This window comes from Kitasatospora sp. GP82 (genome assembly GCF_029892105.1).
Taxonomy (GTDB): domain Bacteria; phylum Actinomycetota; class Actinomycetes; order Streptomycetales; family Streptomycetaceae; genus Kitasatospora.
Window position 1 is genome coordinate 1 of sequence record NZ_JARZAJ010000007.1, and the last position, 16,856, is coordinate 16,856.

General features: G+C 70.1%; 15 protein-coding genes. 3 read left to right on the plus strand and 12 right to left on the minus strand.

The window, feature by feature from the left end:
• Positions 1-165 precede the first annotated feature (165 nt).
• The 11 genes from P3T39_RS09040 to P3T39_RS09090 all read right to left on the minus strand — a co-directional run bounded on the left by P3T39_RS09040 (position 166) and on the right by P3T39_RS09090 (position 11,045).
• Positions 166-528 (minus strand): YciI family protein, encoded by a 363-nt coding sequence (locus P3T39_RS09040; RefSeq protein ID WP_280696858.1) that lies wholly within the window; start codon positions 526-528, stop codon positions 166-168.
• A gap of 221 nt (positions 529-749) precedes the next feature.
• Positions 750-1,466: a DUF2306 domain-containing protein gene (locus tag P3T39_RS09045; RefSeq protein ID WP_280696859.1), complete on the minus strand. Its 717-nt coding sequence runs from the start codon at positions 1,464-1,466 to the stop codon at positions 750-752.
• Positions 1,467-1,501: 35 nt separating this feature from the next.
• Positions 1,502-2,275, minus strand: coding sequence for an SDR family oxidoreductase (locus P3T39_RS09050; RefSeq protein WP_280696860.1), 774 nt, complete (start codon positions 2,273-2,275; stop codon positions 1,502-1,504).
• 24 nt (positions 2,276-2,299) lie between these two features.
• Positions 2,300-3,820: an FAD-binding protein gene (locus tag P3T39_RS09055; RefSeq protein WP_280696861.1), complete on the minus strand. Its 1,521-nt coding sequence runs from the start codon at positions 3,818-3,820 to the stop codon at positions 2,300-2,302.
• Between the two features lie 85 nt (positions 3,821-3,905).
• The gene (locus P3T39_RS09060; RefSeq protein WP_280696862.1) at positions 3,906-4,121 is read right to left on the minus strand and encodes a hypothetical protein; all 216 of its coding nucleotides are present in this window, start codon (positions 4,119-4,121) and stop codon (positions 3,906-3,908) included.
• Between the two features lie 35 nt (positions 4,122-4,156).
• Positions 4,157-5,404 carry an LLM class flavin-dependent oxidoreductase gene (locus P3T39_RS09065; protein ID WP_280696863.1) on the minus strand — a complete coding sequence of 416 codons (1,248 nt, stop codon included), beginning with the start codon at positions 5,402-5,404 and terminating at the stop codon, positions 4,157-4,159.
• Positions 5,405-5,463: 59 nt separating this feature from the next.
• Positions 5,464-6,306 (minus strand): class I SAM-dependent methyltransferase, encoded by an 843-nt coding sequence (locus P3T39_RS09070; RefSeq protein WP_280696864.1) that lies wholly within the window; start codon positions 6,304-6,306, stop codon positions 5,464-5,466.
• Positions 6,296-7,366, minus strand: coding sequence for a 4-hydroxyphenylpyruvate dioxygenase (gene hppD, locus P3T39_RS09075; protein WP_280696865.1), 1,071 nt, complete (start codon positions 7,364-7,366; stop codon positions 6,296-6,298). Before hppD ends, P3T39_RS09070 begins: the two co-directional genes overlap by 11 nt.
• A 26-nt stretch (positions 7,367-7,392) precedes the next feature.
• Positions 7,393-7,614, minus strand: a complete 222-nt coding sequence (locus tag P3T39_RS09080; protein WP_280696866.1) for an MbtH family NRPS accessory protein — start codon at positions 7,612-7,614, stop codon at positions 7,393-7,395.
• The gene (locus P3T39_RS09085; protein WP_280696867.1) at positions 7,611-9,365 is read right to left on the minus strand and encodes a non-ribosomal peptide synthetase; all 1,755 of its coding nucleotides are present in this window, start codon (positions 9,363-9,365) and stop codon (positions 7,611-7,613) included. Before P3T39_RS09085 ends, P3T39_RS09080 begins: the two co-directional genes overlap by 4 nt.
• A 105-nt stretch (positions 9,366-9,470) precedes the next feature.
• A complete protein-coding gene (locus P3T39_RS09090) occupies positions 9,471-11,045 on the minus strand; it encodes a 4-hydroxyphenylacetate 3-hydroxylase N-terminal domain-containing protein (protein ID WP_280696868.1) in 1,575 nt (524 codons plus the stop codon).
• Between the two features lie 195 nt (positions 11,046-11,240).
• On the opposite strand from P3T39_RS09090, the gene P3T39_RS09095 reads away from it, so the two are divergent.
• Entirely contained in the window at positions 11,241-12,578 is a 1,338-nt protein-coding gene (locus P3T39_RS09095; RefSeq protein WP_280696869.1) for an extracellular solute-binding protein, read from the plus strand.
• A 6-nt stretch (positions 12,579-12,584) separates the two neighbouring features.
• Here the strand turns inward: P3T39_RS09095 and P3T39_RS09100 are convergent, their stop codons facing one another.
• Entirely contained in the window at positions 12,585-13,973 is a 1,389-nt protein-coding gene (locus tag P3T39_RS09100) for a condensation domain-containing protein (protein ID WP_280696870.1), read from the minus strand.
• A gap of 177 nt (positions 13,974-14,150) precedes the next feature.
• Between P3T39_RS09100 and P3T39_RS09105 the strand changes: the two genes are divergently transcribed.
• Positions 14,151-15,392, plus strand: coding sequence for an acyl-CoA dehydrogenase family protein (locus tag P3T39_RS09105; protein ID WP_280696871.1), 1,242 nt, complete (start codon positions 14,151-14,153; stop codon positions 15,390-15,392).
• Positions 15,393-15,418: 26 nt separating this feature from the next.
• Positions 15,419-16,804 carry an FAD-dependent oxidoreductase gene (locus P3T39_RS09110; protein WP_280696872.1) on the plus strand — a complete coding sequence of 462 codons (1,386 nt, stop codon included), beginning with the start codon at positions 15,419-15,421 and terminating at the stop codon, positions 16,802-16,804.
• Positions 16,805-16,856: the final 52 nt, after the last annotated feature.

The window sequence follows — 16,856 nt, forward strand, 5'->3', positions numbered from 1 at the left end:
GAACCGCTTGGTCAGCCCGCTGGTGCGGATCACGTCGTCCGGAGCGGCGGCGGGGGGGGGGGGGGGCCCCCCGCCCCCCCCCCCCCCCCCCCCCCCCGGGGGGGGGGGGGGGGGGCCCGCCCCCCCCCCCCCCCCCCGCTGCCGCTTCCGCGGTGACCTACCGGGTCACATCTCCAGCCCCTGCTCGAACATCACCTGCCGGACCTCGATACCGGTGTGCCTGGCGTCCGGGATCAGCCCGGCCAGCTCGATCGCGCGCGCCTTGGTCTCGACATCGACCAGGTACAAGCCGCAGACGAACTCCTTGCTCTCCAGGTACGGACCGTCGCTCAGCACCGGGCCGCCGTCGCGGACCTTGACGGTCGTGCTCTTCTCCGGCTCCGCCAGCGCCTGCGTGGTGACCAGCTCACCGGACTCCTTGAGGAGCTTCATGAAGTCGCCGTGGCCGGCGTAGACCGCCTGCTGCTCGTCCTCGGACAGGCCGTCCCACAGCACCGGGTTCATGTGCATCACCAGCATGTACTTCATGATTCTCACTCCTTGCGACCGTGACGCCCCGGGCGCTTCCCGGGGCCTTCACAGGAGACGTCGGAGCCGGCGGCCCGTCCTCGACATCCCCGCCCGCGGACTTCCAGAAGAGCTTCCGGCCGTCCGGGCCGCCGGGCCGGAGCCAGGCGGGCGGGCGGGCGGGGGCGCAAGCGTGCGCGGCCGGCCGTGATGTCTCACGGCCGGCCGCGCGGTCATCGACCTCAGCGAACCAGTTGGGCCGCCCGGGGGCCGGTCCTTTCGATCCACCAGTGGGCGATCACCAGATTGAGCACCCAGCCTGCCCAGTTGGCCAGGTCGAGGAACGTCATGATGCCGATCCGCAAGCCCGGGATGTGCGGCATCAGCTCGGCCACCACCCGGCCCCAGCTGGTGCCGAGGGCCAGCGCGAAGCTGTAGATCATCCAGCGGCGGTGATCGACGAACCGGCGCCGGCGGACGGCCCGGAACCCGAGCACGGTGGTGGTCAGCCAGAGCACCCCCATCACGGCCAGCCCGAGTTTGCCGGTCGGGGCCGTGGAGTAGGGCACGAGTACCAGGGCCAGCAGCGCGCCCGGCAGTGCCCCGGCGAAGATGTACACCCGGCCGCTCATCCGGTGCACCGCCGGGTAGTGGCGGCGTATCCACGGCAGGATCTGGAGGAAGACCGTCACCAGCGAGATGTTGCCGAAGACGACGTGCCCCACCAGTACCGCGTAGTGCGCCGGGAAGGCCGGGTCCAGCGGGATCCGGGCCTGCCGCGGACCTCCCGTCAGGTAGCGCGGGAAGGCGTACAGCAGATTGAACACCACGAGGACGGCCAGCGCCGCCACCCATGGGCTCTGCCACCAGCTCGGTGCGGTCGTGGCCGTCCCGGCGCTGGGTCTCGCGCGCCTCGGTCCGGTGGCCAGGGCACCGGTCCGCTCCGTGTTCCGTGTCACCGCTGATCCTCGACTTCCGTGTCGTCCGGGCAGGTTCAGTGGTGGTACTCGCCGGCGTTGACGTCCAGGCAGTGCCCGGTGACGGCGCGGGCCAGCGGGGACATGAGGAAGAGCACCGCATCGGCCACCTCGTCCGGCTCGGGCAGCCGGCCGAGGTCGAGGGTGGCCGCGACCTCGTCGTAGAGGTCCTGGACGGTGACTCCGCGCTGCTCGGCCCAGTGGCCGAAGCCCTCGCGCAGCGCGTCCGCCCAGATGTAGCCGGGGGCGACGGTGTTCACCCGGATGCCCTTCGGACCGAGCTCGGTGGCCAGGCTCTGCGCCAGCGACAGCAGGGCGGCCTTGCTCATCTTGTAGGCGCCGAACAGCCGCTTGGAGTGCCGCAGCACCGCAGAGTTGATCATGACGACCGATCCCCGGCTCTCCGCCAGCGCGGGTGTGAACAGCCGGGTGAGCCGCAGCGCGGCGTAGACGTTGGTCTCGAACCCCGCGCGCACGTCCGCGAGATCGACCTCGCCGAGGTCGACCAGCGGGGGCACCGCGAAGGCGTTGTTGACCAGAACGTCGATCCGGCCGAAGTTCTCCGTCGCGGCCTTGACCAGGGCGGCGGCCGACTCGTCGTCGGTGATGTCGGTCGGCACCGCCAGCGCCCGGCGCCCGGTCCGCTCGACCTCCGCGGCGATCTCCGCGAGCCGGGCCTCGGTCCGGGCGGCGAGCACCACGTCCGCCCCCGACTGCGCGGAGCGGAGGGCGATCGCCCGCCCCAGGCCGGGGCCGACCCCCGAGACCACGACGACCTTGTTCTCAAGCATCCTGAGCCTCCAACAAGTCCACTATCAGTTGGGTAGTTCGATCGACAGTGCGTGGCGGAACACGTTCCGGGGGTCGTACGTCTGCTTGACCTGCTGCAGGCGTGGGTAGTTGTCGCCGTAGTAGAGCGTCGACCAGGGCACCCCCGAGGTGTTCCAGGCCGGGTCGGCCAGGTCGGTGTCGGGGTAGCCGATGTAGGCGCCGTCGTTGACCTCGTCGGAGACGGGCACCCCACCGGTCCCGGCGTACACGTCGCGGTAGAACTCCCGGACCCAGGTGATGTTGGCCTCGTCCTGATCCTCGGACTGCCAGAGGCCGGCACAATAGAGGACCTTCAGGATCGAGTCCCGCTGGACCGTGGCGGTGGCGTCAGGGGCGACGGTGTTGACCTTCCCGCCGAAACCTGCGACCACGATGCACGACATCGGGTTGGTGTGCTCCGGGTCGCTCAGGTAGCGCCAGATCACGTCGAGTTGGTGATCGGTGAAACCCTTCCGCAGATAACCCGCCTTGTCCTTGTAGCGTCCCTTCGGGTCACTCGGAAAGCTGTACGAGGGCAGCCAGGAGCTGAACCAGGGGACGACCTCGGTGGTGCGCACCACCGGTTCCACCCCGACCCCGGCGATGACGGACTCGAAGTGCTCGGCGAAGACCTTCTCGGCGTCCGGCCCGTCGTGGTCGATCACCACGGTCATCCCGAACATCTGGGAGTTCCGGTGGGTGACGATCAGGTTGCTCCACAGGCCGGCCGCCGGGGAGTCTGCGCCGTCGTTGTTCTCGTACCAGGTGCCGTAGTTGCGCAGCAGCGTGGTGAAGGACTGCTCGGTCATCTCGGCCCAGGGCCACATGACCGTCCGCTTCCACATCCGGGCCGGCGCCTTGGGCAGCAGCTCGGCCGGGTCTGCGGAGTCCACTCCCGGGGTGCGCAGCCAGTACCTGGTCACCACACCGAAGTTGCCACCGCCACCACCGGTGTGGGCCCACCAGAGGTCGCGGTGCGGGTCCTCTGGGTCGGAAGTCGCCACCACGGCCCGGGTCTTGCCGGACTCGTCGACCACCACCACCTCGACGGCGTACAGGTGGTCGACGACCAGGCCGTCACGGCGCGAGAGATGCCCGTAACCGCCGCCCGCGAAGTGGCCTCCGGCGCCGACCTCGAAGCAGGTGCCACCGGGGATCGTCACGCCCCAGCGCTTGAACAGGGTTCGGTAGATGTCGCCCAGCACGGCGCCGGACCCGACCTCGATCGCGCGACGGCCGGGATCGTAGGAGATGCCGTTCAGCTGGGACATGTCCAGCAGCACCTCGATCTCGGGCGAGGCGGTGAAGTCCTCGAAGCAGTGCCCGCCGCTGCGGACCGCGATCCGCCTGCCCGCCGCCACCGCTTCGTCGACCGCCGCCACCACCTCCTCGGTACTGGTCACCAGGCGCACCTGGTCGGGTTGTCCGACGAAGCGGTGGTTGTAGCCCTGGACGAGATTCTCGTACCGCGGGTCCCCGGGCCTGATCACCACCGGGCCGGTCGGATCAACGGTCGTGTCAGTCATGCTCGTTCGTCCTTCCTTGTGCCTGTGCCGCACCAGACGTTCGCATGGCGCGGCCGGGCGCCACATCTCGCTGATTGCGGTGTGGTCAGGCGGCGCGTCCGGCGGTGAGGACCACGAAGGTGCCGGGGGTGTACCCGTCCCGGACCGTCAGCCGGGCGGCCGCCAACCCAGCACGGAGGCCGTCGAGTTCGAAGAGCGGCATGCCGTCGGGGAAGCGGCCCGGTCTGTTCGGGGTCCAGACCATGACGGGCGACGACTGCGACCCGGGAAACCGCCCCACCCCGGCGCGATACGACGCCATGGGATGGGACGGAATCCGCGGGCCGGGACACCCTGTTACGCGGCCACCTCGGCCAGGCCGGCCTTCGCAGCGGCGAACAGTTCGGGCGCCACGTCGTGGGCCATGGCCGTCGCCGACTGCCAGCCGATTTCGTGTGCCGTGCCGACTCCGCCGCAGAACAGCACGAACCGTCGGAATCCGGCCGTCACCAGCGCGTCCAGTTTCGCCTTGACCGTTTCGACCGATCCGACCAGGGCGAACGGATTCCTGAGGTAGGACTCTGCCGGTGCTTCGAACACCCCCTGGACACCCGTGCCGCCCTCCTTCGCCAGCGATTCCAGCGGGCTGTTGCCGGGAACGGCTCCGGCCATCCGTGCCAGGTATCCCGAAGCGGCCTCGATATGCGAGACGAAACCATCGCGCACGATCTCGGCGGCTTCCCGATCGGTGTCGGCGATAACGGTGAAACAGCTCGCCGCCGTATTGTCCATGGACAACTTGTGCCCGTTTTCCCGACCGATCTCGATATAGCGGTGCAGGCGCGCGACCATTTCGTCCACGCTGACCTTGGACATGCCGCCGGCAGACGGGTCGAGGTTCAGTCCCGTGAACACGTCCCAGCCGCGGCGTGCCGCGGTGGCGAGGGATTCGTCCGTTTCCGCCGCCACCCACAGCGGCACTCGCTGCTGGACCGGCCGGGGCCACACGGTGACCTTCGCGGTCTCGATATCCTGGAGGAAAGCCGCTGCCGAGGGCGTGAGATCGGCTTTCGCCACCGGGTGGTCGATCTGGTTGAGGGCACCGTCGATGAGGTCAGCCGCGTGCTCGAAAGCGGCACGGTCTCCGCGGCGGCCGAGGCCGACCTCCAGCCGTCCGCCGGAGAGCACATCGATCATCGCGAACTGCTCGGCGAGGTGCAGGGGATTGTGCAGCAGGGCAAGGTTCACCCCCGAGATGATCCGAGCCCTGGTCGTCTTCGCGGCGAGCGCGGCCAGGATGATGTTCGGATGCGGGGACAGCGAGGACGGACCGAAATGTTCCGGCACGCTGAGGCCGGCGTAGCCGAGACGCTCTGCCTCGACACAGTGATCGAGGTAGCTTTCGTAGAGTCGGGCCCCGAGCCGGGGGTCCCACTCCTCCGGTTCGCGCGATCCCGGCGGCGCATAGGTGAGGTTGTCCCAGTAGATGAACTTGACGATGTCCGGGTCCTCGGAGAGTGTGCTCATACCGTTGATGCCCCTCTGTTCGCAAAAAGGCTCGCAGTGGATGTACTTCAACCTATCCAGGTAGTGATGGCTCGTCATCTTCCGTATTGCCCAAGCGTTTCCGAGCCCCCACCACGTCGAAGCGCTGCAACTCGGGTTCAGGCCGCGCCGGATTCGGCCAGCGACCGGGCCAGCGCGAGGGCGTCCGCGCGTACCTGGCCGCCGAGCCGGGGCTGCTGGCCGGCGTCGGAGTACTGTCGGGGTTTGCTGCCGCTGGTGCGGCGCAGCACGGTCACGCTGTTCTGCCGCAGCTTCCGGCTCTCCAGCAGGTTCAGCAGCTCGAACTCGCCGGGCCGCAGCCGCTGGGTCTCGGCGATGTACTGGAGGATCGCCTCGCCTTCCGGGTAGGTCATCAGGTAGTGCATGACCACGATCCCGCCGTCGGGAGCGATCAACTCCCAGAAATTCTCGAAGAAGTAGAGGCAGTCCCAGGCGTCCACCCAGGCGAAGTCGATCGGCCGGAACTCCTCCGGGAGGCGTCCGACGGCCCCGCGCATGTCGGAGTTGACCACGGTGACGCGCTCGGCGAGGCCGAGCTCGGCCAGCACCTGCGACACCCGGGGCGCCGAGGAGCCGGTGTCGGAGAGGTCGTCGATCGCCACCAACCGGGGCCGGTACGGGTCGCGGTAGGCGGCCGGCAGCAGCAGCGCGGGCTCACCCTCGATCCACGCCTCGTCCAGCTCCCGGTCGTCCGCGAGGTACGGCAGGGTTTTGCGGGCCAGGGCGGCGGCCTCGGCCTCGGCCAGCGACTCGACCTCGGCCAGCGCCTTCGCCAGGAACGGCGTGGTGTACCCCATGCCGACCTCCAGCACCCGGCGGGGCCGGGCCAGGTGGATCAGGTGGGAGAGCAGCGGTGCCACCACCTCGGTCCCCATGCCCGGTACCCGCAGCCGCTCCACCGCGGTCCGGAACCGGTCGTCGGAGATCCCGTCACGCGCCATCGGCCGCACCCCTGCCCTGCTGGTACTCGACGGCCTGGTAGAGCGCCTTGATGTTGCCGCTGCCGAACGAGCGGGCACCCATCCGCTCGATGACCTCCAGGAAGAGGGTGTTGCGCGGGTGCACGGACCGAGTGAATATCTGGAACAGCTGCCCGTCGTGGTCCTGATCGATCAGGATGTTCAGCCGCTCCAGCTCCGGTACCGAGTGCCGTAGCGGAGTGAGGCGGCTGGAGAGCAGCCGGTAGTACGCCTCCGGGATCCGCAGGAACTCCACCCCCCGGGCGGCGATCGCGTCGACCGAGCCCACGATGTCGTGCGTGGTGAAGGCGATGTGCTGCACCCCCGGCCCGCCGTGGTCCTTCAGGAACTCGTCCAGGTGGCCGCTGACCTCGGCCTGATCCGGCTCGATCAGCGTGAAGGTGACGGCGCCGTTCTGCACCACCCTGGTGATCATCACCTGCCCGTCGACCTCGATCTGCTCCGTGAAGATCAGCTCGAAGTCGAGGACCTCCCGGTAGAAGGCGACCGTCGCGTCGATCTGCCCGGGCTCGACGCAGATCGCGAAGTGGTCGACCTCCCGCAGGCCGCAGTCCGGCCCGTCCGAGTCGGCATCGGTCGGCGCCAGCCCGGGCAGCAGCCGGTCGTCGGCTCGCGCCGGCCGCTGGACGAAGGTGTGGGCGATATCGCCGACACCCATGATCGTCGCGGTGACCAGCTCGCCGTGCGCGGCCGGCCCCGAGACGGGCCGGGCGCCACGCCGGACCGCCGCCGCGAAGGCGGCCCGGGCATCCGGAACCCGCAGCGCGATGTCGGCTACCCCGTCACCGTGTTTCTCGACATACGCCGCTCCCGGGTGGTCACCCACCAGCGGCTGGCAGAGCAGCACCCGGATGCCGTTCCGGCCCAGCGCCACCGAGCGCAGTTCCGGCGCCTGCGGGGCCGAGCTCGCGTACACCTCCAAGCCGTAGCCCTGGACCAGCCACTCGGTGGTGGCCGCCAGGTCGGCGACGTAGCAGGCGATGTGGTCGACGAGCATGCCTTTGAAGGTCCCCTGGCCCACGTCGACGCTCCTCTCTTGACTCATCGTCAGTTCTCCGGCTGCCTCGGCCGGCGCCCGGCGAAGCTGCTCGGCCGCAGGTCGGTCCAGTGCTCGTTCACGTAGCCGAGGGACGCGGAGCGGTCGGCCGGACCGTGGGCGACCGTCCAGCCCGCCGGCACCTCGACGGCGACCGGCCAGAGCGAGAACTGGCCCTCCGCGTTGACCAGGACCGAGAACGCCGCGTCCTCGGCATCAAAGGGGTTGGTCATCCCTGCTCTCCTTCCGGCCGGCTCAGCAGACCGTCCAGGCCGGCCACCGTCGGGGTGTCGAAGAACTGGGTTATCGTCAGATCGACCTTCAGCAGCGACCGGATCCGGCTGACCAGCCGCATCGCCGCCAGGGACTGGCCACCCAGCTCGAAGAAGCCGTCGTCGATACCGATCTCGGGCACCTCGAGCACCTCGGCGAAGAGCGTGCACAGCGCCTGCTGCCGATCGGTCAGCGGCGCCCGGCGGGTCGAGCTCGTCACCGGCTCGGGCAGCGCCCGCCGGTCCAGCTTGCCGTTGGGGGTCAGCGGCAGGGCCGGCACGGCCACAAAGGCCGTCGGCACCATGTAGGCGGGCAGCAGCTCCATGGCGTGCGCCCGCAGTGCGCCCGCCTCGATCTCGCCGGACTCCGGGACGTAGTACGCCACCAGGCGCTTCTCCCCGGAGTCCGACTCCCGTGCCACGACCGCGACATGGGCCAGGCCCGGACACTGCGCCAGCACCGCCTCCACCTCGGCGGGCTCCACCCGGAAGCCCATCACCTTGAGCTGGTCGTTGGCCCGGCCGAGGTACTCGAGCAGGCCGTCCTGGTCCATCCGGACCAGGTCTCCGGTACGGTACATCCGCTCTCCCGGCTCACCGAACGGGTTGGCCACAAAGCGCTCGGCGGTCAGGTCGGGCCGGCCGAAGTACCCCCGGGCCAGGCCGCGTCCGGCGATGTGGAGCTCGCCCACCGCACCGGCCGGCACGGGCCGCAGGTCCGCGTCCAGGACGTGCAGCCGTACGTTGTCCATCGGGCGGCCCACCGGTACCGGCCCTGCCGCCCGGTAGGGGGCGGTCATCGGCGCGTCGGTGCTGAACAGCGTCGCCTCGGTCGCGCCGTACATCGCCCGTACCACCAGGCCGGGATTGTGCTCCAGCACCCGCTGGACGGCTGCGGGCGCGATGACATCGCCGCCCGTGAGCACTTCGCGCACCCCGGCCAGACAGCCCGGGTCCTCCTCGGCCAGTACCCGGAACAGTCCGGCGGTCAGGTGGATGCCGGTGATCCGCTCCTCGGCGATGAGGCGGCGCAGGGCGTGCACATCGAGGTCCCCGGCCGGGGCCACCACGATCCGCCCACCGTGCAGCAGCGGCACCCAGAGCTCGTACGTGGAGACGTTGAAGGCGTACGGCGCCACCATCAGCACCCGCTCGTGCCGGCCATCCGCCCAGATCGAGTCCAGGGCCAGGCCCAACGCGTCCCGGTGGGCGATCGCGACGCCCTTCGGCACTCCGGTCGACCCGGAGGTGTGGATCACGTAGGCGAGTTGAGCCGGATCGGTCTCGACCGCAGGGTCGTGTGCGGGGTAGCCGGTCAGCCCCTTCTCGCCCTCGACGATGACAACTTCGGCGCCCTCCGGCAGCCCGCGCTCGCGCATCACCTCATCAGCCAGCAGCACCGGCGCCGCGCAGTGCTCCAGAATCCACTGCTTGCGCTGCAACGGGTACGCGCTGTGCAACGGGAGGTAGCACCCGCCCGCCTTGAGCACCGCCAGAATCGCCACCACCAGATCCACGGACCGTTCCATCAGCACCGCGACCGGCGACTCGGCCCGCACGCCGAGTTCGCGCAGCCGGTGTGCCAGCCGATTCGCCCGCTCGTCCAACTCGCGACAGCTGAGCTGGACTTCGCTCGACGACACGGCAATCGCATCCGGTGTCCTGACCGCCTGCTGCGCGAAATGCCCATGAATGGAAGGGGAAACCACCATGTCCTCCGATCCGTCCGATCGCAACGGCCCTGTCGTCCTGGATGTCCAGCCTGCTGCCGGCGCGCCTTTCACGTCATCTCCCGGATTGCCGGCCTGTGCCACGCATCAGCCGTCGAGCAGCCCGTGGACGGAATCGCTCAGGTCCGCGAAGGAGGAAAGATCGGGCACTGTCCACCCGTTCAGGTCGTACTCGGCCAAGCACTCGTCGACCAGGGCCTTGTAGGAGTCCACCTGACCGTTGGCCAGCTGGGCGAAGAGCAGCTCGACCCGGGTATTCTCGTGATTTCCGGCGTAGTTGCGTTCGTAGAGTTCGTGGCGTCCGCCGAATTCGCTGCCGACGGCGTCCCAGAGCAGCTTCATCAGCTTGACCCGCTCGACCGCGTCGACGCCGCCGGAGCCCCGGATGTACCGGTCCAGATAGGGCCGGATCTCCGGGTTGGCGAAGTCCTTGGCGCTGGAGTTCACGTAGATCAGGCCGCTGGCCACGTCCTGCAGCACGATCTCCCTGATCCGCGGGTAGCCGACCTGCATGAACCAGCGATAGGCCAGCCCGTACTGGGAGTTGGGCAGGACGGCGCCGTTCCGCCAGGCGACCGGGTTGCGGGCGGCGGCGTCCGACAGCCCCCAGAACAGGTTGCGCCACGCCAGCACCTCGCCGAGGCGGCTCTGCACGCCGCGGAAGTCGCTGGTGCCGGTGATGTCCAGGGCCTTGGCCAGCAGCCCGGCGATGAACTCGAGCTTCACCGCCAGCCGGGTGCAGCCGTGGAAGGTGAACCGCTCGATGAAGCCCGACTGGCCGGTGAACATCCGGATCTTCTCCGGCTGGCCGTAGATGAAGACGTTCTCCCACGGGATGAGCACCTTGTCGAGCACCAGGATGGTGTCGTTCTCGTCCAGCCGGGACGACAGCGGGTAGTCGAAGGGGCTGCCCATCGCCGCTGCCGACGCACTGTAGGACGGGCGGCAGATCAGCTTCATCCCCGGTGCGTTCATCGGCACCGTGGCCACCAGCGCGAAGGTACGGTCCTTGATCGGCAGGCCGTAGTGCGCGATGAAGTTGTAGTGCGTCAGCGCGGAGCCGGTGGCGACCACCTTCGCGCCGGACACCACCAGGCCGGCGTCGGTCTCCCGCTCGGCGTGGATGAAGACATCGGCCACCTGGTCCGGTGGCAGACTGCGGTCGACCGGCGGATGCACGATCGCGTGGTTCCAGTACAGGACCTTCTCCTGCGACTCGGCGTACCAGCGCCGGGCGTTGTCCGCGAACGGCTCGTAGAAGTCCGCGTTCGCACCGAGGGTACCGAGGAACGACGCCTTGTAGTCGGGGCTTCGGCCCATCCAGCCGTAGCTCATGCGCGCCCAGGCGGCGATGGCCTGCTGATCGCCGACCAGGTCCTCGGCGCTGCGCGGGGTGGTGAAGAACCGGTGCGTGAAGCCCTCGCCGCCGCTGTCGGTCGGTGCGGTCAGCACGGCTTGGTGCCGCGGGTCGTGCAGGGCATCGTAGAGCCGGGCGGTCATCCGGACCGGATTGTGGAAGGCCGGATGCGAGGTGACGTCCTTGACTCGATCACCGTAGAGGTAGATCTCCCGATCGTCGCGAAGGCTCTCGATGTATTCCGCCCCGGTCAGCGGGCGAGTCCCGAGCGCTTTCCCGGCGGCGGTTTCCCGGGCTTCGGCCATCAGACGCCTCCCCTTGCTGCCAATTCACCGGACGATTCCGAGCCTGGCATCCATGGGGCGGCGGTTGCTTCTCCCAACTTGCGCGCTTCCCGCACACCCGGCCGGTGGACTCAGCAAGGCCGGAGATGCCCCGGCCCGGTCACCGACGGACCATGAGCGTCTGGATTGCCCGGCCAGCCGCAGGAGGATGCCAGAATGAGCAACCGAATCGTCATCGACGTCGTGGTGCCGCATTACCCGTTCATGCCGTACTTTCTCGACCGGACCAGGGAGTTGGCCGAGAAGTTCATGGCCGGCCACCCCGACTACCGGATCCGGGTCACCGGCGAGGACTGGCTGTCGGTTCCGCAGGCGGTCCACGACGCGGCCCAGCAGGGCAATGCGCCGACCGTCGTGCAGTACTTCTACACCTCGGCCCAGGAGGCCCGCGACACCCGACGGCCCGACGGGTCACCGCTGTTCACCTCGGTCGAGCGGGCGATCGCGGGGCGGACCGAGATCCTCGGCGAGCCGGTCGTGCTCGGCGACATCGCGCCCGCGGCCCGGCAGTACTACACCTACGACGGTGAGGTGGTGGCCATGCCTCCGCTCACCTCGACCACCCTGCTCTACGCCAACACCACCTTGCTGAACCGGGCCAAGATCACCGAACTCCCGCAGACCTGGGCCGGAATCGAGGCCGCCTGCCGCGCCGTCACCGCGCTCCCGGACGGACCGGCCCACGCGATCACCTGGCCCAATCACGGCTGGCTGTTCCAGCAGTCGGTGGCCCAGCAGGGTGCGCTGCTGGCCGATCACGACAACGGCCGTTCCGGCCGTGCCGAGAAGGTGTACCTCGACTCGGACGCGATGCTGGCCTACGTCCAGTGGTGGCGGCGGCTGCACCGAGCGGGCCTGTACCGCTACCACGCCAGTCGGGTGAACACGGAGGTCGACTGGGACGCCAACTTCCGTGCCTTCGCCGAACAGAAGGTCGCCTTCACCCTCACCACCTCGGTCGAGGCGGCGCGGATGGCCCGGGCCGGCCGGGACGGCGGCTTCGTGGTCCAGGCCTGCCGGATGCCGTACAACGAGCAGGTGCCCTACGCGGGCAACGTGATCGGCGGGGACGCGCTCTGGCTGGCCGACGGCCTCGACCCGGACACCCGGGACGGCGCCCTGGCCTTCATGCAGTACCTGAACACGCCGCGGACCGCCGCCGACCGGCATCGGGAGACCGGCTTCATACCGGTCACCAGCGCCGCGATCGAACTGCTCGAGCGGGAGGGCTGGTTCCAGCAGAACCCGCACTTCCGCACCGCGCTGGACCAGCTCGCCGCCAACGACGGTTCGCCGGCCGCCCGGGGCGCGCTGCTCGGGGATTTCGCCGGAATCCAGGACGCCATGACCCGCGCCATGCACGACGTCCTGGTCTCCGACGTGGCCCCGCGCGCCCGCTTCGCCCAGGCAAACGCCGAGGCCCAGCAGCTGCTGGACCACTACAACGCCGCCAGCCGGGGGCTGCGCCCCCGGGGCCCGATCAGGGTCGGCTGAGCAGGTTCAGGAATGCTCGGGGCGGAGCTCCAGCGGCGCGTCCGGCGCGTTGACCAACTCCCGTAGTACCTCGCGGAACTGGTCAACCAGCTCCGCCACCGAGCGTTCGTCGTAGAGGTTGCTGTTGTACTGGATGCCCGCGACCACATCGCCGGCCGGGTCGAGGTTGAGCGTCCACAGCGCGCCGTTGGGCACGTCCGAGCCCACCGGCTGCGAGGTGAGCCGGCGCCGCACCTCGGTGTACTCGAGGTCCCCGATCAGCTCCCCGTCCAGCAGGAACGGGAACGGGAAGACCTGGAAGACACAGGCCGCCCGGCCGTCCTCCAGCGTCGGCAGCATCAACTCCGGTGCCTCGGCGAGAATCTGCCCGAACGGAATGTCATGGGCGTACGCCTCCAGACTCGTGGCGCGGATCCGGGCGACCACCTCGGCGAAACTGCGGCACCCGGCGAGCTCCGTGCGCAGCGGCAGGAAGTTGAAGAACGGCCCGACCGTGTGGTGGAACCGGTCCTCACCGCGCCCCGGAGAGAACGTCGGCACCACCACGTCCGTGCTTCCCGTGGTCCGCTGGACGAGCACCGCGAACGCGCCGAGCAGCACCATGAAGGGCGTGCTGCGCAGGGCCCTGGAGATCTCCACGGCCCGCGAGGTCAGTTCGGCGTCGATGGTGAAGCGGTGGACGGCGGTGGACTCCGCCAGGCCGGTCGACTTCGGCCGGTCGGTGGGCACCGAGAAGATCCGGGCGCCGGCGAGCTGCTCGCGCCAGAAGGCGCGCGAGCTCTCCAGCGCCGGATCCTCGGCGGACTTCCGTTGCCAAGCCGCGAATTCGCGGTACGGCAGGGCAGTCGGCAACTCGGCCGCCCGGTGCCCGCGGCGCGCGGCGTAGCAGACGGCGAGGTCGCGGATGACCAGCCGCACCGACCAGCCGTCGGCCGCGGTGTGGTGCACGATCAGGACGAGGATCGCGTCGTCCTCGTCGAAGCGGAGCAAGGTGGCTTTCAGCAGCGGGAGTTCACGCGCGCTGATGGTGCCCGACTCGATTTCGGTGATCAGCTCTTCCACCGCCCGGTCGCGCGCCGCCGGATCCGCCCCCGCCGCCTCCCGCAGCTCCAGCCGTACCGGGGACGGCTGATGGATCTCCTGGTACCGCTCGCCCTCGCCCCGGACGATCGCGGTCCGCAACGCCTCGTGGCGGACCACGACATCGTCCAGCGCCTGTTGCAGGGTCCCGACGTCGATCTTCCCGCGCAGGCGCCAGCCGTGCACGATGTGGAACCGCGGGCCGAACGGCCCCTGGTCGTCACCGCGGTCGAATCCGCACAGGAAATCCTGGTTGAAGGAGAGCGGAATCCTGCTCGCCGGATCGTCGGACTGCAGCTTCCCATCGGAGCTCATGGCGTATTCCTCTCGCTGGTGCCAGCCGAATTCGCCCGGGAACCGTAGCAACTGCCTTACCGCCTCGGTTCTTCGAACGTGCTCGCAATCCGGGAGGTGCGCCGCAGCGTGCCCGCGGGCGACCCTTACCGGAAAGCCCACCCGGCCACGGTAGAAGAGCAGAGGAGCTGCGCTGCAATGACGGTCGCCACGAATGTCGTAGGGTCCGGCTCACCGCTGCCGCCCGAACCCGGTCTGACGCCGGCCGAGATCATCGCCAGGGCCGAGGCCATCGCACCGACCCTGGTGGCACGGCAGGCCGAGACCGAACAGCGCACCTACTACGCCCAGGACACCCACGAGGAATTCGCCAAAGCGGGCTTCTACCGGATTCTCGTCCCCAAGCGGTACGGCGGGTACGAATTCGGCATCGACACCTTCCTGCGGGTGTCGATGGCGCTGGCCCGCGGCTGCCCCTCGACCGGCTGGATGTTCTGCCTCGGTGCCACCCACGCGCTCCCGGCGGCCTCGTTGTTCGGCGAGCGGGCCCAGGCCGAACTGTTCCGCGACGGTGACTTCATCTGCCCGGCCACCATCGTGCCGAGCGGTTCGGCCGAACGGACGGAGGACGGCGGCCGGCTGCTCAACGGCACCTGGAACTACTGCTCGGGCTCGCCGTACGCGACGCACTTCATGGGCCACGTCCCGGTGCCCGGCGCGGACGGCGAGCCTCCGGCGCCGATGCTCTTCATCGCTCCGCGCAGCGAGTTCCGCCGGCTCGACGACTGGGGCGGCCACCTGGGGCTCAAGGGCAGCGGCTCGCACAGCATCGTGATCGAGAACGGCCGCATCCCGGAGTACTTCACGCTTCCCGGGACGCACATGAGCGAGGTCAGTGTCGCCGAGGGCACGCCGGGCCGCCTGCTGCACGGCAATCCGGAGTACGGCGGCGGCCCGCTCAGCTTCATGGTGCTGGAGGTCGCCTCGCTCGCCGTGGGCATGGCCCAGGGCGCGCTGGACGCCTACGAGGAGCTGATGCTCTCCCGCACCACCCTGTTTCCGCCCATGGTCACCCGGGCCCAGGACCCGGACTACCAGTTCTGGTACGGCGAGGCGGCCGGCATGATCGCCACCGCCGAGGCGGCCGTGCTCCAGGCGGTCAGGCAGTGGCAGGAGCTGTGCGCGCAGGGTCCGGGCACCTTCACCCGGGAACAGGACCTGCGCATCGCCACCATCTGCCGCGAGGTGATCCGGCTGTGCTGGCACGCCGTGGAGGGGCAGCTGTTCCCCACGGCCGGTTCCAGCGCCGTCCGGCACGGCGAGCGGATCGAGCGGATCTGGCGTGACCTGTCCACCTTGCACAGCCACGCCGGGATCGGCGTCTTCCTGTCCTCGGTGACCACCCGGGAGCTGGCCCGCGCCCGGTTCGGCGTCAAGTAGCCCGCCCTCGGGAGGAGAACCAGCTCATGAACGGGACCGACCAGTCCGGCACGGCGATCGCACGGCCCGGGGAACCGGCGTTCGCCGCCGCGACCGACGTGTTCAACCTGGCGGCGCCGGTGCGTCCGGCGGCAGCGGTGACGGTCCGGACCGCTGAACAGGTCCGGGCCGCGCTCCGCCACGCGGAAGCCGAGCAGCTGTGGGTGCGGGTGCACACCAGTGGGCACGCAGCCTCCTCGGCCCGCCCGATGGACGGCTCGCTGCTGATCCGGACCGAGCCGGCCGGCCCGGTCGAGATCGACCCGCAGACCCGCACGGCCCGTATCCCGGCGGGCACCCGCTGGGGCGCCGTGGTCGAGGCGGCTGCCCGGTACGGGCTGGCCGCTCCGCACGGCTCCTCACCGACCGTCGGCGTGGTCGGCTACCTGCTGCGCGGCGGGATCAGCTTCTACGGCCGCCGGACGGGGCTCGCCGTGAACAGCGTCCGGGCGGTCGAACTCGTCACGCCGGATCGCGAGTTGCGCCGGGTGGACGGTACGGCCGACCCGGAGCTGTTCTGGGCCCTGCGCGGTGGCGGCGGCGGCCTCGGCGTCGTCACCGCGGTCGAGATCGGGCTGTTCCCGGCTGCCCGGGTGGTCACCGGTGCGGCCTTCTGGCCCGCGGCGCACGGCCCCGAGCTGCTCTCCCGCTGGCTGCGGTGGACCCGGGACGCGCCCTCGGCCGTCACCACCGCCCTGCGGGTGATGAACCTCCCGGCCGTGCCCGAGATCCCACCGGTGCTGACCCGCGGCCCGGTCGTCTGCCTGGCCGGGGTGGTGCTCAGCCCCACCGCGGACGACCTGGCCACCGCCGAGGCCCAGGCCGAGGAGCTGCTCGGCCCGCTCCGCGCGGTCGCCGAGCCGGTCTTCGACACCTGGTGCACCACCACGCCCTCCGCCGTGGTCCGGACCCACATGGACCCCACCGATCCGGTACCGGTGGCCGGCGACCATCTGCTGCTCTCCGAGCTCGGTGAGCAGGGCGCGGAGGTCTTCCTCCAGGTCCTCGGCGAGGGCTCGGGATCACCGCTGGTCAATGCCGAGCTGCGCCAGCTCGGCGGCGCCCTCGCGGTGCCCGATCCGGACGGCGGTGCGCTGAGCCACCTCGAAGCCGCCTTCGCCTTCACCGCCGGCGGCCTGGCGGTCGATCCGCTCGCGACGGCCGCGATCCGGGGCCACTGCGCCAAAGTCCGTTCGGCACTCGCACCTTGGGACTCCGGATGGACCGCGCCGACGTTGGTCGAGCGGCTCGACCAGCCGCAGCGGCACCTGTCGCCCGAAGCGGTCGAGCGACTGGACCGGATCCGCCGCCGGGTCGACCGGACCGGGCGCTTCCGCCACGACGTCCCGCCGGGCGCCTCGGCCCGCTACTGACCGCAGACCGGAAGCGCCCTCCGTACCGGCAGTCCACCGGTACGGAGGGCGC